Source organism: Streptomyces sp. NBC_01267, from assembly GCF_036241575.1.
In the GTDB taxonomy this organism is placed as follows: Bacteria; Actinomycetota; Actinomycetes; order Streptomycetales; family Streptomycetaceae; genus Streptomyces.
On record NZ_CP108455.1, the window covers coordinates 1199715 to 1217898 of the forward strand.

Here is an 18184-nt window from a genome sequence, read left to right on the forward strand (position 1 = left end):
GCGGTGGCGAACGACGGATTCGATTTCATTCCGGGAGCACAGGTCCCGCTCCAGGGGGCAGCGGGTCAGACCGCTGCGACCCATGCCCTCGCCTCGGCTGCGTACCGTGACAGCCCGGTCGAGGACATACTCAAAGCCAACAGCGAGTGGCACAAGACGGATGTGAAGAAGGGCAAGTTCTCGCTCTTCGAGCCGAATCTGGGCGAGTCCTTCTCCCGCGCCGTGCAGGTACGGATGCTCGGCGGCACCCGCAAGGCGCTCATCCAGTCCTTCGGGACCGAGCCCCAGACGGTGGTGGAGCACTGCCTGGCGGCCACCCGGATCCGTAAGGAACGCGACACCAAACTCACTGTGGTGATGGCCGTGTTCGGCCTGGTCTTCCTGCCGGGGCTGCTGCTCTGGCTGGGCGTCTTCCAGCTGCGGCGGACCCTTGCCGGGGCCCAGAACCGCCGCGCGGGCGCGCTGGGCACCACCCTGCTGGTGGCTGTCGGCGGGGTCGTGGTCATCTTCCTGGTGAAACTGCCGTTCGGCGGCATCGGGGCGCTGTACCTCAGGGCGATGTTCGTCGCTCCGGTCATCGGCTGGGTATGTGCCCGGCGGATCTGTGAGACGACGGCCAAGGACCTGCGGGCGCGCTGGGACAATCTGCTCTCCGGCGGCGGCGTCGGCGCGAAGATCCCCGAGGCCGTACCGCGCAACCCCACCGAGACGGCGGCCGAGCAGCTGCGCCAGTCGCTGGCCAAGCTGACCGCCGAGCAGCAGTCCAACTCGGTCTTCTACGCGGGGCCCAAGGGGATACTCGGCATGGGCACCCGCTGGGGCAGTTGGCAGCTCGCCGAGGAGCTCGTGCCCCGCGAGGCCGGCACCGAGATCCACGGATTCCGCAGCTGGGACGTCATCCGGGCGATCCACGACCGGCTGCGGATGCTGGAGCGCGGCCCGCTGCACACCGGCGGCTTCCCGGCCCCCTCCGTCAAGCACTGGATCGTGGCCCCCGTCGGGGAGAACGCCGGTGAGGTGAGCAGGCCCGACGGCGAGGACGTCGAGGCCTTCCAGATCAAGGGCCACGAGATACAGCGGATCTGCAACGAGCAGCAGTTCGGCAGCGGTGACCGCCACTATCTGGGCGTGCAGTTCACGCTCTGGGACGGCCAGTTGGTGATCACGATGATGATCACCGTCACGGTGCTCCACGAGACCCTGCGCATCGAGGTCACCGGCCACGCGCTCGGCCCGGTGCACTCGCTGTTCACCACCAAGCCCGCGGCCAAGACCAAGCAGGTCAACAAGGCGGTCAAGTTCTGGGAGACGCGGGAGGTGAACCTGCCGCTGGTCGAGACCCGTGAGGTGGTCCGCCTCGCCGCCCGCGCCCCGCTGACCTGGTTCCCGCCCGTCCTCGACTTCTGCGGCGGGAAGATCACCCTGCCCGAGCCGTTCGGTATGCGGCACGCCTGGGCCGACAAGCCCTGGCGGCACCGCTTCATGGCCGACGACGCGATGCGCGCGGCCACGCCCGTACTGCGCGCGGTGCACACGGCGGCGATGCGCGTCCTGGACGAGCACGGCGTGAACACCGACGCCTTCACCAACCGGTCGATGGTCCTCAGCGGACTGGTCCAGGACCCGACACCGCGCAAGGCCGACGTCTACGACGCCTGACACCGCGCCGCCGGAGCGCTGCGGCACCCCGGGGCTTCCTCAGCGGCCCCGGGGCCCGCTCACTCCGGCCAGGCGGCGGCGAGCATCGCCCGGGTGTCGGCCAGCAGCTGCGGCAGCACCTTGGTGTGCCCGACGACCGGCATGAAGTTGGTGTCGCCACCCCAGCGGGGCACGACGTGCTGATGCAAGTGCGCGGCGATGCCCGCCCCTGCGGACTCCCCCTGGTTCATACCGATGTTGAACCCGTGCGCACCGGAAGCCGTGCGCAGCGCGGTCATCGCCCGCTTGGTCAGCTCGGCCAGCTCGGCGGTCTCCGCGGCGTCCAGGTCCGTGTAGTCGGCGACGTGGCGGAACGGCACGACCATGAGGTGCCCGCCGTTGTACGGGTAGAGGTTGAGCACCGCGTACACATGCTGCCCGCGCGCGACGACGAGCCCGTCCTCGTCCGACTTCGACGGGATCGAGCAGAACGGACAGTCGCCCGAGTCCGACCCGCTCGGCTTGTTCTCCCCCTGGATGTACGCCATCCGGTGGGGCGTCCACAGGCGCTGGAACGCGTCCTGCGTCCCCACTCCGATCTGCTGCTCCGGCTCACTCGTCATGCAGTGCAGCATATGGCTTCCCCCGTTCGGAACGTGTCGCCGGGGCACCGGGGGCAGACACTGCGGCGATGCTGTGCCGATGGACCTCCCGGAGCCCGACAGGCGGCTGCCCCGCTGGGAACAGCGCACGGAAGGGCCGCTGTTCGCGGCCTCGCTGCTCTTTCTCGCCTGCTACGCGGTCCGCGTACTGGCGCGGGGAGCCGACCCGGTCTGGCGGGACCTCGCCCTCGCCCTGACCCTGGCGACCTGGCTGGTCTTCGCGGCGGACTACGCGGTGCGGCTGGTACTGAGCCGCCAGGGCGTGCGCTTCGTGCGGTCGCACTGGCTGGACACGGTGGTGCTGATCCTGCCCTTGCTGCGGCCCCTGCGTCTGGTGAAGATCTACACCGCCGTACAGCAGAGGCGGGAGGAGCCGCGGCTGAGCCTCCAGGGCCGGGTGATCTCCTATGCGGGCCTGTCGGCCCTGCTGCTCGGTTTCGCCGGCGCCCTCGCCGTCTACAACTGCGAGCACTCCGCACCCGGCGCCACCATCCGTACCTTCGGGGACTCCGTGTGGTGGGCCGCCGCCACTCTCTCGACGGTCGGATACGGCGACGTGACCCCGGTGACGCCATGGGGACGCGTGATCGCCGTGGCCATGATGGGGTGCGGTATCGCGCTGCTGGGAGCGGTGACCGGTTCGTTCTCCTCGTGGCTGCTGCAGGTGTTCGCACGGGAGGACGAGAAGAGGCCTCCGGAGAGCCAGTAGCTCTCCGGAGGCCTCCCGCACGGCGCGGATCGGACGCGGATCAGACCTGGACGCGGTCCTCCACGGCCTTCTGGATCTTGGCGATGGCGTCCTCGACCGGGATGCCGTTCTCCTGCGATCCGTCGCGGTAGCGGAACGACACGGCGCCGTTGGCCATGTCCTCATCACCCGCGATGATCATGAAGGGCACCTTGGCCCGCTGCTGGTTGCGGATCTTCTTCTGCATCCGGTCCGACGAGGCGTCCACGTCGACCCGCAGCCCCTTGGCCTTCGCCTTGGCGGCGAACTCCTGGAGGTACGGGATGTGTGCGTCGCCGATCGGGATACCGACCGCCTGGACCGGGGCCAGCCAGACCGGGAAGGCGCCCGCGTAGTGCTCCAGGAGCACCGCGAAGAAGCGCTCGATGGAACCGAACAGGGCACGGTGGATCATGACCGGGCGCTGCTTGGTGCCGTCCGGGCCGGTGTACTCCAGGTCGAAGCGCTCCGGCAGGTTGAAGTCGAGCTGCACGGTCGACATCTGCCAGGTGCGGCCGATGGCGTCCTTGCACTGCACCGAGATCTTCGGGCCGTAGAACGCGGCGCCGCCCGGGTCCGGGACCAGCGGCAGGCCCTGCTTCTCGGCGACCTGGCGCAGCGTCTCGGTGGCCTCGTCCCACGCCTCGTCCGAGCCGACGAACTTCTCCGGGTCCTTGGTGGAGAGCTCCAGGTAGAAGTCGGTCAGGCCGTAGTCGCGCAGCAGGTTCAGGACGAAGGTGAGCGTCCTGTCCAGCTCCTCCGCCATCTGCTCCCTGGTGCAGTAGATGTGCGCGTCGTCCTGGGTGAAGCCGCGCGAGCGGGTCAGGCCGTGGACGACACCCGACTTCTCGTACCGGTACACCGTGCCGAACTCGAAGAGGCGCAGCGGCAGTTCACGGTAGGAACGTCCGCGCGCGTCGAAGATCAGGTTGTGCATCGGGCAGTTCATCGGCTTGAGGTAGTAGTCCACCCCGTCGTCGAGCTGCATGGGCGGGTACATGCCGTCGGCGTACCAGTCCAGGTGGCCGGACTTCTCGAAGAGCTTGCCCTTGGTCGCGTGCGGGCTGTAGACGAACTCGTAGCCCTCCTCCTCGTGGCGCCGCCGCGAGTAGTCCTCCATGGCCCGGCGGATGATGCCGCCCTTGGGGTGGAAGACCGCGAGACCGGGGCCGATCTCGTCGGGGAAGGAGAAGAGGTCCAGCTCGTTGCCGAGCTTGCGGTGGTCGCGCTTGGCGGCCTCCTCCAGGAACTCCAGGTGCGCCTTCAGCTCGTCCTTGGTCGGCCACGCGGTGCCGTAGATGCGCTGGAGCATCGGGTTCTTCTCGCTGCCGCGCCAGTAGGCGGCGGCGTTGCGCATCAGCTTGAACGCCGGGATGTTCCGGGTGGTCGGCAGGTGCGGCCCCCGGCAGAGGTCCTTCCAGCACAGTTCGCCGGTCTTCGGGTCGAGGTTGTCGTAGATGGTCAGCTCGCCGCCGCCCACCTCGACATTCGCGCCGTCGTCGGCGTTCTCGACCGCGCCGGAGCCCTTGAGGCCGATGAGTTCCAGCTTGTACGGCTCGGAGGCCAGCTCCTCGCGGGCGGCCTCGTCCGTGGTGACCCGGCGCGAGAAGCGCTGGCCGCGCTTCTGGATCTCCTGCATCTTCTTCTCGATGACCTTGAGGTCCTCGGGGGTGAACGGCCGCTCGACGTCGAAGTCGTAGTAGAAGCCGTCCTTGATCGGCGGGCCGATGCCGAGCTTCGCGTCGGGGAAGAGCTCCTGCACGGCCTGGGCCATGACGTGCGCGGTGGAGTGGCGCAGGATGGCCAGGCCGTCCTCGGAGGAGATCTCGACGGGCTCGACCTCGTCGCCGTCGGCCACGGCGTACGACAGGTCCTTCAGCTCACCGGCCACCCGGGCCGCCACGATGCTGCGCTCACCGGTGAAGAGCTCGGCTGCCGTAGTGCCCGTCGTCACCACGCGCTCTTCCCGCTCGGAATCGCGATGGATGACCACACGGACGTCTGACACCGGTCTCTCCTGACTCAGGGGGTGCGCCAGCGGAACGCTGCGCGTCTGAATCGTACCGAGCCCGGGGCGCGGTTTGCGAAACGGTTGTGCGTCCCCACCCGCGCGCGCCGGTGCGATCCGCAGCCGGATGTGAGCTGCGCCACGATCGCGGCTTCGCCGTCCGCGCGATCCCGGGGCGGGCGCGGCCCACCCGGGTCGTCCCGGGCGGGCGTATGCGGCAAACAGCCGGGTATCACCGAATCGTGCAGCTGTCGCACGCCATCTGCCGAGTGAGCGCGAGGAGTTGGGACATGCCGTGCTGGTTCGAAGGACCTCTGGCCGCTTTTGACACCGAGACGACGGGCGTGGACGTCGAGAGGGACCGCATCGTCTCTGCCGCGCTGATCCTCCAGGACGCCCCGGGAGGGCGGCCCCGCATCACCCGCTGGCTGGTGAACCCGGGGGTCCCGGTGCCCGCGGGCGCCACCGGGATACACGGGCTGACCGATCTCCATCTGCAGCGCAACGGCCGCTGGCCGTCGCCCGTGGTCGCGGAGATAGCCAAGGGGATAGCCGAGCAGTGCGCCGCGGGACGCCCCCTGGTCGTCATGGACGCCCCCTTCGATCTCACCCTGCTGGACCGGGAGTTGAGGCGCCACCGCGCCTCGTCGCTGGACCGGTACCTGGGTGAGTCACCGCTGCGCGTCCTGGACCCGAGCGTCCTCGACACGCACCTGGACCGCTACCGCAAGGGCCACCGCGCCCTGACCGATCTGTGCGAGCAGTACGAGATCCCGCTGGACGGCGCCCACGACGCGGCGGTGGACGCGACGGCCTCGCTGGAGCTGGTACGGGCGATAGGGCGCCGGTTCGCCGCCCGTCTGGAGCGGCTGACGCCGGGTGAACTGCACGCGCTCCAGACGAGCTGGCACGCGGCCCAGGCCCGTGGTCTCCAGGCCTGGTTCACCCGCCAGGGAACCCCGGAGGCCGTGGATCCCGGGTGGCCGCTGCGGACCGAACTGTCCGTGGTGGCCTGACCCCGTGCGACCCGGGGTGGCGTCAGCGGGCCCTGTGCCGGACGACGAGCCCGGCGATCGCCCCCAGGGCGCACACCCCGCAGAGCGCGCCCAGCACGATCTGCAGCGGGCCGTCCTCCACGGCGAAGTTCAGGAAGACGTTGCCCGCGAGGCCGGCGATCAGGAGCAGCCACAGCAGGGACTTGGACACGGAGGTCATAGGAGGACTCCTTCGTGAGGGTCGGAATACCCCTCACGCTAGGCAGCCGGATCCGGCCGGACCATGGTGCGCGCACCCGGACCGGGGTACAGCCCGCTCCACCACGTCCGGCCGCCGCGGCATACAAAAGGCCGGTCCGTCGATGACGGACCGGCCTTTCCCGGTGGGCGATACTGGGTTCGAACCAGTGACCTCTTCGGTGTGAACGAAGCGCTCTCCCACTGAGCTAATCGCCCGGGAACGGACTGAACCATACAGGGCCCGCCGGGCTTCCTTCAAACTCCTGCGGACCGCCGGGCGGCAGCGTCCCCGCCCGTCGCGGGAGTACGTACCTACTCAGCGCGGCCTGAGTATTCGGGCGCATACGTGCCGGGTGTTCCCGGACCACACTCCTGGACCATGGAGAACGTTCCGCCACCGGCCGAGGAGTTGGCGTTCCTTGACCACGAGCTGGCGCAACTCGACGCACGCAGAGCCCAGTTGCTGGCCCGCAGGGCGTGGCTGATCAGCCTCCTGCACTCGCGGGTCCCCCGGCCGCAGGCCCCGCCGAGCCCCGCGGTCCCCCGGTCCGCCTGGGCGGCGCCGCGCCCCGAGACCTCGCCGCCGGGCGTGCAGAATCTGCTGCTGGCGCTCGGCGGGCTGCTGCTCACGATCGCGGCGATCGCGTTCACCGTGGTCAGTTGGGGCCATCTGGGCATCGGAGGCCGGGCCGGCGTCCTGGGCGTGCTGACCTCCCTGGCCCTGGTGTCCCCGGTCCCGCTGCTGCGCCGCGGTCTCGCCTCGACGGCCGAAGCGCTGGCCGGGCTCGGTCTGGCGCTGACGGTCCTCGACGCGTACGCGTGGCACCGGGTCGCCGCCGCGGACACCGGCGGGGCCGCTTTCGCCGCGGGCGCCGCGGCCGTACTGGCCCTCCTCTGGGCCGGGTACGGCTCAGTCCTCGGCCGCCTCGGGCTGCCGCTGCCCGCCGCGGCGGTCGCCGCCCAGTTGCCGCTGCCGCTGTGGTCGGTCGCGGTCGGCGCAGGTGCGCTGACGACGAGCTGGGCGCTGCTGCTGACAGCTGTCGTGGGCGGAGCGATCGCCTGGTGGGGCAAGGGCGCCGCGGTGCGCCTCTGCGGCTGCGCCGGCGCCGGACTGACGGGCGCCGGGGCCCTGCTGACCGCCGGGCTGCTGTCCTTCGACGCGGACACGGCGGCCGACGCGGCGGCTCCGGGGGCGCTGCTGCTGGCGGCTGCCGTCCTCACACTGTTCGCCGCCCGGCGGATGTCCTCGCCCCTTCCCGCCGCGGTCGCCGGGCTGGCCGCCGTCGCGGCGGTCGGCGGGGTGGCGCGGACCGTCTGCCCGGATACCTGGGAGCCGGTCGTCCATCTGCTGTGCGCCGTTGCCCTGTTGGCGGCCGTACGCACCCGGCTCCCGCGACCCGTGGTGCGGGGGCTGACCGGCGCTTCGGCCGGGGTGCAGGCCGCGGTGACCGTCTGGGTACTGCCGCCGGTCCTGCTCGCGGTGGTGACACCGCTCTCCTGGGCGGGCAGATCCTGGACCGGGGCTCCCCGGTCCGCGGAGCTGTCCGGGGCCTGGCCCTGGCTGACGGCGACGCCGGTGGCCCTGCTGACCGTCGCCGCGGTCCTCGCCCTCGCCCGCCGCAGGTCGGGACCGGAGCGGACATGGCGCACCGGGGCCGCCTGTTCCGCGCTCGTCCTGGGCTGGGCGGCGCTCCTCGTCCTGCCGGTCGCCTTCGCGCTGCCCTATACGGCGACCGTCCTGCTGTACACGGCGCTGACCGCGGCGTGCCTCGCGCTCGCGGGCCGTCCGGGACCTGGTGGGCCCGAGGGCGCCGCGTTCACCGCCTCGGCACTCGCCTGCGCGCTGACGGGGGCACTCACCGTCACCTTCCTGGCACTCGCCGCCCGGCCCGCCACGTTCACCGTGCTCGGCATACTTCTCGCCCTCTTCGCCGTCGCTGCGGCGGTGGCCACCGGACGGCTCGTCAGGACCGTCGCTGCTTGTGCGGCCGTGGCGTACGCGACCGGGCTGGCCGGTGCGGCGGGCGCGGCCCTCGAACTTCCCCTGCACCGGACGTCGTTGCTCGTCCTGGTGGTTCCTGCCGCGGCTGCCCTGCTCGCCGCCCGGCTGCGCCACCACCCGCTCGCGCTGCCCGTGGAGATCACCGGGGCCGCCGCGGGCCTCCTGGCGATCGCGCTGTCCCTGGGCGACGCCGGGACCGCCGCGTCGGTCCTGGCACTGTGCGCCGTGATCGTCGCGGGCACCGCGGTACGCCCGGAGCGCCGCACCGTGGGCCCGGCGGCGCCCGTCCTGTTCGTCCTGGCCACCTGGATCCGGCTCTCGGCGTCCGGGGTCGCCGTACCGGAGGCGTACACCCTGCCCGTCGCCGTGCCCGCGCTGGCGATCGGCCTGCTGCGCCGTCGCCGCGATCCGCAGGCTTCGTCCTGGACCGCCTACGGGCCGGGCCTGGTGGCGATGTTCGCGCCCAGCCTCTTCGCCGTCCAGGACGACCCGTACTGGCCGCGTCCGCTCCTGCTGGGGGTGTCCGCGCTGGCCGTCACCCTGACCGGTGCGCGGCTGAGACTGCAGGCCTTGCTCGTGCTCGGCGGCGCGGTGCTGGCGCTGGACGCCCTGCACGAGCTGGCGCCGTACATCGGCCAGGTCCTCGGCGCACTCCCCCGCTGGCTGGCACCGGCCCTGGCGGGGCTTCTGCTGCTGGGGGTGGGCGCGACGTACGAACAGCGGCTGCGCGACGCGCGCCGGCTGCGGGACCGGCTGGCGCGCATGCGCTGAGCGGCGGCCCACGGGCCGGGCTCGCATCATCCGGCGGGTGTTGAAACGTTCAGAGAAGGCCCGCACCGGACGACGGAGAAGGTCACGGGAAACGCCGCTGGCCCGGAGGTGGAAAACCTCCGGGCCAGCGGTCCGGGTGGTGGGCGATACTGGGTTCGAACCAGTGACCTCTTCGGTGTGAACGAAGCGCTCTCCCACTGAGCTAATCGCCCGGGTGCAGGGAAAACATTACCGCATGGCCACACCCCGTCGGACCACCCGGTCGTCGCCGGTCAGCTCGCCGCACCCGGTCGGTCGCGGCGCCGGCCGCACCCCGTGACAGACCCCCGGAATCTCCCGCCGCGAGGACGCGGCGAACGGCGAGCCGCGCGACTCCCACCGCTCACCACTCTCCGCAGTCATACGAATCCACCCCGTGGAGCAGTCCGGACCGGTACCGGATCACGCGTCGTCACTGCAATGGAGTAACGGGATAAATCCACACTCCGCCATACAGGCGACCTCAAGAGCCACAAAACGGTCAGAGGGGTTTACAACGGCACCGTAGGTGGCATGTCGATTTCGCCGACGTGCGAATCCCCGAGCGCACACTGAGCGAAAGGCCCTGGCGCTTATGAACACCACGGTCAGCTGCGAGCTGCACCTGCGCCTCGTTGTGTCGAGCGAGTCATCACTGCCTGTACCCGCGGGCCTGCGGTATGACACGGCCGATCCTTATGCCGTGCATGCCACCTTCCACACCGGAGCCGAAGAGACCGTGGAGTGGGTCTTCGCCCGCGATCTCCTCGCAGAGGGTCTGCACAGGCCCACCGGCACCGGCGACGTCCGAGTCTGGCCGTCGCGCAGCCACGGTCAGGGCGTCGTCTGCATCGCCCTGAGCTCTCCGGAAGGAGAAGCCCTGCTCGAAGCCCCAGCGAGGGCCCTGGAGTCGTTCCTGAAGCGGACCGACGCCGCCGTGCCACCCGGCACGGAACACCGCCATTTCGATCTCGACACGGAGCTCTCGCACATCCTGGCCGAAAGCTGAGCCAGGCTGCGAGACGCCCGGTGCTGTCCGACTCGGGGCGACGGCACCGCGCAGACAACCACATACGGCAGGCACCGAGCGCCGCTCCCGCGGAATCCACCGCGGGGCGGCGCTCGATGCGCTCCTGACCCGAGCGGCTAGAGTCGGCCAGCATCGGCGGGCGCCGGCCCGCCGCCGGCCAGGGAGTGCATCGTGCTGATCCCCCACGACACCCGGATCGCCCTCGACGTGGTGGTCGCTCTGGTGAACACCGCACCGGAGGGCGCCGAGACCGACCCGCTCGCGGCCATCGAGGGACTGTACGCATTCGTGCAGCAGTACGACCTGAGCGGCGTGGGAAGCCTCTGCGAGGAGGACCGGAAGGCCGTGATCGGCGTTCGGCAGCGGTTCGCCGATGTGTTCGCCGCACCCGGCCCGCACATCGCTGCCGCACTCGTCAACCAGCTCGTCGCCGCCGCCGGCACCACCCCGCAGCTCACCGATCACGACGGCTACGAGTGGCATGTCCACTACTTCGCGCCCGGCGCGTCCGTCGCCGACCACCTGGCGGCCGACGGCGGTATGGCCCTGGCCTTCATCGTCGTCGCGGGCGAGCAGGAGCGGCTGCGGCGCTGCGAGGCGCCGGACTGCGGGCACGCCTTCGTCGACCTCTCACGCAATCGCTCGCGCCGCTACTGCGACAGCCGTACCTGCGGCAACCGGCTACATGTCGCCGCCTACCGCGCGAGGCGCAAGGCCGCCGCGGGCTGACGTTCGCCCTCACAGCAGGAACAGATCGTGCACGGCCGCCATCAGCAGCAGACAGCCGATCACCCCGAGGAAGATCATCAGGGGTGGTTGAGAGAGCGCGAAAAGACAGCCACGCGGCTCAGGGGCAGGGGTGGGGACGGTGACATCGTCCCGGGAGGTATCCAGCATCTCGGGCCGATGATCGCGCAACCAAGGTCATTTCGCTGGCCAACACGCATACCCTGCTGGGCAGTTCGCCGGATTCCGTGACATCCCGGCCAATTGTGTGCCGACCGGATATCAGTACGGCAGGATGCTGGACGCCCGTACGACCCGTTCCGGCGCTGAGCACGGTGTACGAACGGCTCGGTGCCGACCAGCGCATGCTGCTGGAGTACAAGCTGTTCGAGCCCGCCTTCTACTCCACCGACGTCCCCGACCGGGGCACCGCGTACCCCCACTGTTTCAAGTTGGGCGTCAGGGTGCGCAACGGCGGCTTGGAGCCCGCGGCCCGGGTCAGCTTCATGCTCGACCAGTGCCACACCATCGAGGCCGAGATCCCGGCCGTCATCCGGTCCGTGATGAACGTCCAGGAGGCCACGGCCAAGGCGCTCACCGTCGACACCGGAACTGGCCACGGCCCGCGGCGTCAGGAGACGGCCGCGCCCGTACGGCCCGGTCCGGGCCCCCGCCCCGCAGGACGGGCGCCGCGTCAGATGCCGTGCTTCTTGAGGATCGCCTCGATGTCGGAGAAGTCCTCCTTGGGGGCCGCCGACCGGGGCTGAGCCGCGGGCTGCGGGCTCGGCTCCGTCGCGGGCCGCGCCGTGGACCGGGACGGCGCCGCCACCTCGCGCCCCGGCAGCGAGGGCGCCGAAGCCGCCGGGGCGACCGCCTCGCGCTGCGCCTCCCTGGCCGCCTTGCGTTCCTTGCGCGTACCGCCGGAGCGCCGCTCGACCGCCCTGGTGGTCGCGAAGAGCAGCCAGGCGACCCCGAGCAGGCCGAAGCCCAGCCAGACCGACGGCTTGAACACCATGTCGGAGACCCAGCCGACGACACCTGTGAGGACCAGCCCCACCGGGACCAGGGAGTACGCGGCGATACGCGTCGCCGACAGGAAACGCTTGCGGTACGCCGTGATCGCAGCGATACCCAGCCCTGCCGCGGACACCGCGGAACAGACGGTCTCGGCAATCATCCGGTCTCCTCCAGCCGTGCGGGTGCTCTCTCCCCTCCATCCTGCACCGGAGTGCGGTGCAGAAGCCACGCCCGGGGGCGACCTCAGGGACATCTCGGGGGCGCATCCTCCTCAGGTCCCGGTTCGGCGGGCCGCCACGGGGCTGGGAGACTGTACGCATGAGCGACTCCTCCCCCGCCCGCCCCGTCGTCCTGGACGTCTGGTGCGAGCTCCAGTGCCCCGACTGCCGCAGCGCCCTGGAAGACGTACGCGCCCTGCGGGCCCGCTACGGCGACCGGCTGGACGTGCGGCTGCGCCACTTCCCCCTCGAAAAGCACCAGCACGCCTACGCCGCCGCCCAGGCCGCTGAGGAGGCGTACGAGCAGGGGCAGGGCTGGCCGTACACGGAAGCCGTGCTCGCCCGCACCGAGGAGCTCGCAGCGCAGGGCGAGCCCCTCCTGCTGGAGATCGCCGGTGAACTGGGCCTGGACGCCGACGAGTTCGACACCGTACTGATCGACGGCCGGCACATGCTGACCGTGGACGCCGACCAGGCGGAGGGCAAGGCCATCGGCGTCACGGGCACCCCGACCTATGTCATCGGCGGCGAGCGCCTGGACGGCGGCAAGAGCCAGCAGGGGCTGCGCGAGCGGATCGAGGAGATCGCGGACCGGCTGCTCGCGGCGGGCGGTGAGTAGTTCCGCTCCACACAGGTGCTGGATGCTAGACGAGTTGTTTGAAGTAGTGGCGCCGGACCGTCTCGTAGCCCAGTGACTCGTAGAGCCGGACAGCCGGGGTGTTGCCCGCGAAGACGTTGAGTTTGATCAGCGGCATCCCGGCCGCCATCGCCTCGCGCTCGGCGAGCAGCATGAGTGAACGGCCGTGCCCGCGGCCCCGGTACGCCTCTTCGACCTCGACGTCGAAGATGAAGCTCCCCCGTCGGCCGGGGTCCACTTCCCTCTCCGCGATCCAGATGGACCCGACCACCACTGCCTCGTGGAGCAGCACGTCGATGATCGTTCCCGGGGTGGCAAGGCCGTCGGGCAACAGCTTGCGGTGGTCGGCCTCGGACTTGGCGCGGGCCTGCTCCACGGAGACGCCCCGGTCTGTCCAGGATCGTGCGTAGCCCTCGATGGCCTGGGCCAGCCAGCCCCGGAACTCGTCCTCGCTCATCCGGCGGACCTCGACATCCGAAGGGAGCGCGGGCGGCTGTTCCGGCAGCTTCTTGATCATGTTGCTGTTGCGTTCGGTGTATCCGAGCGAGGCGGCCATCCGGACAGCCGCGGTGTCGTCGGCCGGCGCCGAGGCCTCTACCTGGGTGCAGCCCCAGCCCCGCAGTACCTCCTCGGCGGCGAGCGCGGCCACGGTGGCCCGGCCCCGCCCGCGGTCGGCCTCGTCGATCCGCAGTCCGCCGATGACGGCGCAGGTGGGGCCGAAGTCCGCGTCCGTACGGAGGTCGACGGCGCCCACCGGGCGACTGTTCACGCATACCTGGTAGGAGCGGGACTTGGCGCCGTCGGCGCCCTGCTGGAGCGGCCCGGTCGGCCGCAGGGTGGTGGTCATCACGGGGTTTCTACCCGCCTCGGGGTCGCCATGTCACCCGGTTTGACGGCATGGACCGGCCGGCGAGCGGGGCCGCTACGGATCCAGCTGGTCCGCGGCGCGCTCGTCCCAGATCCGCATGGCCTTCGTGGTCACCGGGCCCGGCACCTCGGTCAGTTCGCGCCCGTCGATCCGGTGGACGGCCTGCACGTCACGGAGGGTCGAGGTCAGGAAGATCTCCTCGGCCCGCTCCAGCACGTCGAACGGCAGATCGCTCTCGTGCGCCCCGGTCCACTCGACCGCCAGGGCCCGGGTGATCCCCGCCAGACAGCCGGAGGCCAGGCGCGGTGTGTGCAGTTCGCCGTCGACGACGACGAAGACGTTGGAGCCGGTGCCCTCGCAGAGCGCGCCGACGGTGTTGGCGAACAGCGCCTCGGTCGCGCCGTGTTCGTGCGCGCGGGCGAGCGCGACGACGTTCTCCGCGTACGAGGTGGTCTTGAGCCCGGCCAGCGCGCTGCGCTCGTTGCGCGTCCAGGGGACGGTGACGGCGGCGGTGGTGTCGGGGCGGCGTTTCGTCTCGCCGAGGGCGACGACCAGGGTGGGTCCGGCGTCACCACGGTCGGAGCCGAGCGGGGAGAGACCTCCCGTGTAGGTGATCCGCAGCCTGCCGAGCGGCATCGGATTGGCCTCCAGTACGGCCGCACAGGCGCGGCGCACCTCGTCGAGGTCCGGGTCGGGCAGTCCCAGGCCGCGCGCGGAGCGGGTCAGCCGGTCGAGGTGGCGGGTGAGCGCGAAGGTGCCTCCCCCCGTCGCCTTGACCGTCTCGAAGATGCCGTCACCCACGGTCAGGCCGTGGTCGAGCACGGACACCAGAGCGGTGCCGGAGTCCTGGAGCCCGCCATTGACCCAGATCTTCATGGAGTGGTCCTTCCGATCGCCTCGTTCGCCCCCGACGCTATCGCGAGCAGCCGGGAGGCCTTCAGCTCGGTCTCGTCCCACTCCCGCTCGGGGTCCGAGCCCCAGGTGATCCCGGCGCCCGTACCGAAGCGCAGGACCGGCGTGCCGGTACCGGTGCGGTCGATCCAGAACGTACGGATCCCGACGGCCAGCTCGCCCGTGCCACGGTCGGCGTCGACCCAGCCGATACCCCCGCAGTACGGTCCGCGGCGTGCGGTCTCCAGCGCCTCGATGATGTCCAGGGCACTCGACTTGGGCGCTCCGGTCACCGATCCGGGCGGGAAGGTGGCCGCGAGGAGTTCCGCCCAGCCGGTTCCGCCGCCGAGTTCGCCGCGGACCGTGGAGACCAGGTGGACGAGGCCGGGGTGGGGCTCGACGGCGCAGAGCTGCGGCACGGTGACGGAGCCGGTGGCGCAGACCCGGCCGAGATCGTTGCGCACGAGGTCCACGATCATCACGTTCTCCGCGTGGTCCTTCTCCAGGAGGTCCCCCGCGGTGCGGCCCGTGCCCTTGATCGGCCCGGACTCGACGCTCCGGCCGGTGCGCCGCAGATAGAGCTCGGGTGACGCGGTGGCTATCTCCACCCCGTGCGCGGGCAGCCGGATCGTCCCGGCGTACGGCGCGGGGTTGCCCCGGGCGAGCAGCGAGGTCAGCGCGTCGATGTCCGCGGTGTCCGGGTCGGGCAGCGGCGCGGTCAGTACCCGGCAGAGATTGGCCTGGTAGACGTCACCGGCGGCGATGTGCTCGCGGATGCGCCGGACCCCTGAGGTGTATGCGTCGTGATCGAGCGAGGACGTCCAGTCACCGGCAGCCGGCCCGCGCCACCGGCCGGGGACCGCTGCGGGCACCGGCTCCGTACGCACGTCCCCGAAGCGGGCACAGCGCAGGCGCCCCTCGAAGTCGGCGGCCACCGCCCAGAAGCCTGTGGAGTCCAGCGCTGCGGGGTCGCTGGTGACATCGCGCAGGTCACAGGCGACACGGCCGCCGAAGCGGGCCATCGGGAAGAGGCGGTGCACACCAGCGAGTCTAGGACGGGCCACCGGCGAGCCGCTCCGGAGCAAACGCACCGCAGCACGCTGCGCAAACGCGTTTTTGTGCTGGCCCGGGAATCCGCTAGAGTTCAACACGTCACCGGGACGCACAAGCGCCCCGGAACAGACAAGCGGACGTAGCTCAGTTGGTAGAGCGCAACCTTGCCAAGGTTGAGGTCGCCAGTTCGAACCTGGTCGTCCGCTCGTAGGAACCGGGGGATCTTCCCGAACCCCCGCACTCCTGGTGGAGTGGCCGAGAGGCGAGGCAACGGCCTGCAAAGCCGTCTACACGGGTTCAAATCCCGTCTCCACCTCCAAGGACGATTAGCTCAGCGGGAGAGCGCTTCCCTGACACGGAAGAGGTCACTGGTTCAATCCCAGTATCGTCCACTGGATCTCCCACTACGGTGGGATGTCCGTACCCGCGCGATTAGCTCAGCGGGAGAGCGCTTCCCTGACACGGAAGAGGTCACTGGTTCAATCCCAGTATCGCGCACGCAGTAAGGTGTGAAAGCACCGGCAGCACGCAGTACTCGCAGATTGTCCCGCGCGATTAGCTCAGCGGGAGAGCGCTTCCCTGACACGGAAGAGGTCACTGGTTCAATCCCAGTATCGCGCACCGGATCGGAACCCCCGGCTGTTCATCGGCCGGGGGTTCTGTCGTTCTCGCTCTTCTGCTGGTCAGGAAGAGAAGAGCATGTGGCCGAAGCCCCTGTTCCGGTGGCCGTGATGACCGCCGTGATGTCCCTCGTAGTGGCCGCCGCCGTGCTGCGGCGCTCCCCAGACGGGCGCCTGCGGCGGGGGGTACGCCTGCGGGGCAGGGGGCGGGGGCGGCTGCTGGCCCCACTGGGACTCCAGCTGGGTCAGCGACTCCAGTTCGCCGTAGTCGAGGAATATCCCCCGGCAGCCACTGCACTGTTCTATCTGCACGCCATTGCGGTTGTACGTGTGCATCGGGGCACGGCACTTGGGACACTGCATGCTCGGCTCCACTCCTCGGTCTTGATCAAGTGCCCTCACCCTACGACGGCTCCCCCACCGCCAACTCCTGGGGGAGCGCGGCGATTCGGGCACAGGAATCGAGCATCAGCCGCTCCGCCTCGTCGAGGGACCGGGATTCCGCGGCCGACTTCGCCAGTGCCAGTGCGGCGGTCTGCGCCGTCAGCGCCCGTGCGGGAACGTCGAGTTCGGTCCAGGGATCGCCCTCGGGGCGTACGGCGGGGCCACCGGCCGACCGGTAGGCGGCCAGGAACCGCCCCCAGGCCTCGGGCGCCAGCAGACCCGCGGCGTACCAGGCCGCAGGACGGGCCAGGTCCCAGGCGGGGTCACCCAGCCCCAGGTCGTCGATGTCGATCAGCTGCCAGGACCCGTGGGCCACGGGATGTCTGACGAGCTGCCCCAGGTGCAGATCGCCGTGGCAGAGATGGGTGTTCCGGGGCGCGGGGGCTTCGCCGCGGGCCCAGGCCGGCAGGTTGCGCCACACCTTCAGGACGGGCTCGGCGGCCGGGCCGGGAGGGACCGCCCGCAGCCTCGCCAGGGCGCGGGACGCCTTCGCGGGGCCGCGCATCGGGGGCAGCGGGCCGGGAAGCGCGTGGGGAGGCACCGTGTGCAGCCGGGCGAGCAGCTCTGCGGCCTCCTCCCAGGGCGCCGCGTCGGGGGCCGTCGGGTCGACGGGGGCGCCGTAGGGCCAGACCGTGAGGGGACCGGCGTCGGCGTGGACGGCGGGGGGCGCGAGCGGGGGCAGCAGGATGCCGGCGAGGAGGGGGTGGGCGGCGGCCGCCACCCGTACCGCGAGTGCGGCTGTGTCCGTGTCAGGGGCGTGGGCCTTGGCCACGGCCCTGCCGTGCCGGACGACCGTGCCGTCCGGCCGGTCCGCGAGAAGGGTGGCGTTCCGGCCGCAGTCGGGGCACGGGACATGCGGCGAGGACCGATGGCGGGGGTGGGCGGCGCCCTCGGCGGCGGCGCCCAGCGCGCGTACGAGAGCGGGTGCGGTCACGTTCTCCCCCAGGTCAGGACGGGCCCCTCGCCGGGGAGCCTACGTGCCGCCCGGCCGGGTACGGGGCCGGGAGTCCGGACGGGGCGTGGGGCCGGACAGCGCGATGTCCGGTCAGCTCCCCAGCTGACCGGACAAACGCTGCCGTCCGCCGCACCCCCGTCCCCACGGGGTTGTTGGCCGGATGTCCCTGGCCCGGACCGCTCTCCCGGGCCCGGGGCGCCGCTCAGCGCCCCAGCATCACGCCCACGGACGACGCCTGTGTGACCACTGCTTGCCAGCCGCCGAAGGCGAACATGAGCAGGGCCGCGAGGGGAAGGACCATGGCGGTCGCCACCAGCGGGTGGCGGGTGCCGGACCGGCGGACACCGAACGCGGCGTACGCCCTGCGCCCCTGCGTGCGGAGAACCGTCCGCGTTGCCGTGTCCGCCATGATCCCTCTCCTGTCGACTTGGCAAGCGGCGAGTGACCGACCTCGGGGGACGAGTGCTGCACCCGCCGCTTGACCTCAAATCTAGGGGTGGGAAGCGGGCCGGGCGTCATGCCCGCGTATCGAATCCCGGGCCTACAGGAGGATGAGCCGCCCCGCGTGCTCCTACTCCCCTGGGTGGAGACCCGGGCCGACGCCTGCGGGTCATCCCGGAGGGGACCCGGTATGGGGGTTCCGGCAGCAACAGGGGTGCCCGAG

At 71.1% G+C, this 18184-nt stretch carries 18 protein-coding genes, 7 tRNA genes and 1 pseudogene; 13 read left to right on the forward strand and 13 right to left on the reverse strand.

The genetic code is table 11. The annotated features are described in order from the left end of the window. Positions 1–3: 3 nt before the first annotated feature. On the forward strand, positions 4–1659 hold the full coding sequence (locus tag OG709_RS05555) for a hypothetical protein (RefSeq protein WP_329165085.1): 1656 nt from the start codon (positions 4–6) through the stop codon (positions 1657–1659). 59 nt (positions 1660–1718) lie between these two features. Here the strand turns inward: OG709_RS05555 and OG709_RS05560 are convergent, their stop codons facing one another. Further along, positions 1719–2273, reverse strand: coding sequence for an HIT family protein (locus tag OG709_RS05560; protein ID WP_250303423.1), 555 nt, complete (start codon positions 2271–2273; stop codon positions 1719–1721). Between the two features lie 67 nt (positions 2274–2340). On the opposite strand from OG709_RS05560, the gene OG709_RS05565 reads away from it, so the two are divergent. Further along, a complete protein-coding gene (locus OG709_RS05565; RefSeq protein ID WP_250303421.1) occupies positions 2341–3009 on the forward strand; it encodes a potassium channel family protein in 669 nt (222 codons plus the stop codon). 40 nt (positions 3010–3049) lie between these two features. Here OG709_RS05565 and thrS read toward each other — a convergent pair whose 3' ends face one another. Then, a complete protein-coding gene (gene thrS, locus OG709_RS05570; RefSeq protein WP_266643937.1) occupies positions 3050–5035 on the reverse strand; it encodes a threonine--tRNA ligase in 1986 nt (661 codons plus the stop codon). 290 nt (positions 5036–5325) lie between these two features. Here thrS and OG709_RS05575 point away from each other — a divergent pair, with 290 nt between their 5' ends. Beyond that, a complete protein-coding gene (locus OG709_RS05575) occupies positions 5326–6051 on the forward strand; it encodes a 3'-5' exonuclease (protein WP_266643936.1) in 726 nt (241 codons plus the stop codon). A 22-nt stretch (positions 6052–6073) separates the two neighbouring features. On the opposite strand, the gene OG709_RS05580 is transcribed toward OG709_RS05575, so the two are convergent. Beyond that, the gene (locus tag OG709_RS05580; protein ID WP_250303412.1) at positions 6074–6250 is read right to left on the reverse strand and encodes a hypothetical protein; all 177 of its coding nucleotides are present in this window, start codon (positions 6248–6250) and stop codon (positions 6074–6076) included. Positions 6251–6414: 164 nt separating this feature from the next. Continuing rightward, a tRNA-Val gene (locus OG709_RS05585) sits at positions 6415–6486 on the reverse strand. Positions 6487–6649: 163 nt separating this feature from the next. On the opposite strand from OG709_RS05585, the gene OG709_RS05590 reads away from it, so the two are divergent. Continuing rightward, positions 6650–9043, forward strand: a complete 2394-nt coding sequence (locus OG709_RS05590; protein WP_329165089.1) for an SCO7613 C-terminal domain-containing membrane protein — start codon at positions 6650–6652, stop codon at positions 9041–9043. Positions 9044–9180: 137 nt separating this feature from the next. On the opposite strand, the gene OG709_RS05595 is transcribed toward OG709_RS05590, so the two are convergent. Then, a tRNA-Val gene (locus tag OG709_RS05595) sits at positions 9181–9255 on the reverse strand. A gap of 401 nt (positions 9256–9656) precedes the next feature. Between OG709_RS05595 and OG709_RS05600 the strand changes: the two genes are divergently transcribed. Both OG709_RS05600 and OG709_RS05605 read left to right on the forward strand, forming a co-directional pair. Next, positions 9657–10070, forward strand: a complete 414-nt coding sequence (locus OG709_RS05600) for an SsgA family sporulation/cell division regulator (protein WP_003959770.1) — start codon at positions 9657–9659, stop codon at positions 10068–10070. A gap of 192 nt (positions 10071–10262) precedes the next feature. After that, positions 10263–10820 (forward strand): CGNR zinc finger domain-containing protein, encoded by a 558-nt coding sequence (locus OG709_RS05605; protein ID WP_250303406.1) that lies wholly within the window; start codon positions 10263–10265, stop codon positions 10818–10820. A 9-nt stretch (positions 10821–10829) separates the two neighbouring features. On the opposite strand, the gene OG709_RS05610 is transcribed toward OG709_RS05605, so the two are convergent. Further along, positions 10830–10988, reverse strand: a complete 159-nt coding sequence (locus OG709_RS05610) for a hypothetical protein (RefSeq protein WP_250303403.1) — start codon at positions 10986–10988, stop codon at positions 10830–10832. Positions 10989–11128: 140 nt separating this feature from the next. Here OG709_RS05610 and OG709_RS05615 point away from each other — a divergent pair. After that, positions 11129–11422, forward strand: a pseudogene (locus OG709_RS05615) (L-rhamnose isomerase); the annotation flags it as partial. A gap of 89 nt (positions 11423–11511) precedes the next feature. Here OG709_RS05615 and OG709_RS05620 read toward each other — a convergent pair. Next, complete coding sequence (locus tag OG709_RS05620) at positions 11512–11994, reverse strand: hypothetical protein (protein ID WP_329165091.1); 483 nt, start codon at positions 11992–11994, stop codon at positions 11512–11514. 158 nt (positions 11995–12152) lie between these two features. Between OG709_RS05620 and OG709_RS05625 the strand changes: the two genes are divergently transcribed. Next, entirely contained in the window at positions 12153–12671 is a 519-nt protein-coding gene (locus OG709_RS05625; protein ID WP_250303399.1) for a DsbA family protein, read from the forward strand. Between the two features lie 25 nt (positions 12672–12696). Here the strand turns inward: OG709_RS05625 and OG709_RS05630 are convergent, their stop codons facing one another. The 3 genes from OG709_RS05630 to OG709_RS05640 all read right to left on the reverse strand — a co-directional run bounded on the left by OG709_RS05630 (position 12697) and on the right by OG709_RS05640 (position 15488). Beyond that, the gene (locus OG709_RS05630; RefSeq protein ID WP_250303398.1) at positions 12697–13536 is read right to left on the reverse strand and encodes a GNAT family N-acetyltransferase; all 840 of its coding nucleotides are present in this window, start codon (positions 13534–13536) and stop codon (positions 12697–12699) included. A gap of 75 nt (positions 13537–13611) precedes the next feature. Continuing rightward, positions 13612–14433, reverse strand: coding sequence for an aminotransferase class IV (locus tag OG709_RS05635; protein ID WP_250303396.1), 822 nt, complete (start codon positions 14431–14433; stop codon positions 13612–13614). Beyond that, positions 14430–15488, reverse strand: coding sequence for a chorismate-binding protein (locus OG709_RS05640; protein ID WP_329165095.1), 1059 nt, complete (start codon positions 15486–15488; stop codon positions 14430–14432). Before OG709_RS05640 ends, OG709_RS05635 begins: the two co-directional genes overlap by 4 nt. Positions 15489–15634: 146 nt before the next feature. On the opposite strand from OG709_RS05640, the gene OG709_RS05645 reads away from it, so the two are divergent. The 5 genes from OG709_RS05645 (at position 15635) to OG709_RS05665 (ending at position 16122) form a co-directional block, all read left to right on the forward strand. Beyond that, a tRNA-Gly gene (locus OG709_RS05645) sits at positions 15635–15707 on the forward strand. A 39-nt stretch (positions 15708–15746) separates the two neighbouring features. Further along, positions 15747–15820 (forward strand) — tRNA-Cys (locus OG709_RS05650). 1 nt (position 15821) lies between these two features. Further along, positions 15822–15893: transfer RNA gene (locus OG709_RS05655), tRNA-Val, on the forward strand. A 34-nt stretch (positions 15894–15927) separates the two neighbouring features. After that, a tRNA-Val gene (locus OG709_RS05660) sits at positions 15928–15999 on the forward strand. Positions 16000–16050: 51 nt separating this feature from the next. Then, positions 16051–16122, forward strand: a tRNA-Val gene (locus OG709_RS05665). A gap of 62 nt (positions 16123–16184) precedes the next feature. On the opposite strand, the gene OG709_RS05670 is transcribed toward OG709_RS05665, so the two are convergent. From OG709_RS05670 to OG709_RS05680, 3 genes are all read right to left on the reverse strand, one after another. Next, positions 16185–16484 (reverse strand): TFIIB-type zinc ribbon-containing protein, encoded by a 300-nt coding sequence (locus OG709_RS05670; RefSeq protein ID WP_250303392.1) that lies wholly within the window; start codon positions 16482–16484, stop codon positions 16185–16187. Positions 16485–16524: 40 nt separating this feature from the next. Further along, positions 16525–17499 (reverse strand): phosphotransferase family protein, encoded by a 975-nt coding sequence (locus OG709_RS05675; RefSeq protein ID WP_329165096.1) that lies wholly within the window; start codon positions 17497–17499, stop codon positions 16525–16527. 223 nt (positions 17500–17722) lie between these two features. Next, on the reverse strand, positions 17723–17929 hold the full coding sequence (locus OG709_RS05680) for a hypothetical protein (RefSeq protein WP_250303389.1): 207 nt from the start codon (positions 17927–17929) through the stop codon (positions 17723–17725). Between the last annotated feature and the right edge of the window lie 255 nt (positions 17930–18184).

Excerpts from the sequence above, each read along its gene's own strand:
- OG709_RS05610 (WP_250303403.1), bottom strand. The coding sequence starts at position 10,988 with ATGCTGGATACCTCCCGGGACGATGTCACCGTCCCCACCCCTGCCCCT.
- OG709_RS05680 (WP_250303389.1), bottom strand. The coding sequence starts at position 17,929 with ATGGCGGACACGGCAACGCGGACGGTTCTCCGCACGCAGGGGCGCAGG.
- OG709_RS05560 (WP_250303423.1), bottom strand. The coding sequence starts at position 2,273 with ATGCTGCACTGCATGACGAGTGAGCCGGAGCAGCAGATCGGAGTGGGG.
- OG709_RS05625 (WP_250303399.1), top strand. The coding sequence starts at position 12,153 with ATGAGCGACTCCTCCCCCGCCCGCCCCGTCGTCCTGGACGTCTGGTGC.
- OG709_RS05590 (WP_329165089.1), top strand. The coding sequence starts at position 6,650 with ATGGAGAACGTTCCGCCACCGGCCGAGGAGTTGGCGTTCCTTGACCAC.
- OG709_RS05565 (WP_250303421.1), top strand. The coding sequence starts at position 2,341 with ATGGACCTCCCGGAGCCCGACAGGCGGCTGCCCCGCTGGGAACAGCGC.
- OG709_RS05620 (WP_329165091.1), bottom strand. The coding sequence starts at position 11,994 with ATGATTGCCGAGACCGTCTGTTCCGCGGTGTCCGCGGCAGGGCTGGGT.
- OG709_RS05575 (WP_266643936.1), top strand. The coding sequence starts at position 5,326 with ATGCCGTGCTGGTTCGAAGGACCTCTGGCCGCTTTTGACACCGAGACG.
- OG709_RS05630 (WP_250303398.1), bottom strand. The coding sequence starts at position 13,536 with ATGACCACCACCCTGCGGCCGACCGGGCCGCTCCAGCAGGGCGCCGAC.
- OG709_RS05600 (WP_003959770.1), top strand. The coding sequence starts at position 9,657 with ATGAACACCACGGTCAGCTGCGAGCTGCACCTGCGCCTCGTTGTGTCG.
- OG709_RS05670 (WP_250303392.1), bottom strand. The coding sequence starts at position 16,484 with ATGCAGTGTCCCAAGTGCCGTGCCCCGATGCACACGTACAACCGCAAT.
- OG709_RS05580 (WP_250303412.1), bottom strand. The coding sequence starts at position 6,250 with ATGACCTCCGTGTCCAAGTCCCTGCTGTGGCTGCTCCTGATCGCCGGC.
- OG709_RS05635 (WP_250303396.1), bottom strand. The coding sequence starts at position 14,433 with ATGAAGATCTGGGTCAATGGCGGGCTCCAGGACTCCGGCACCGCTCTG.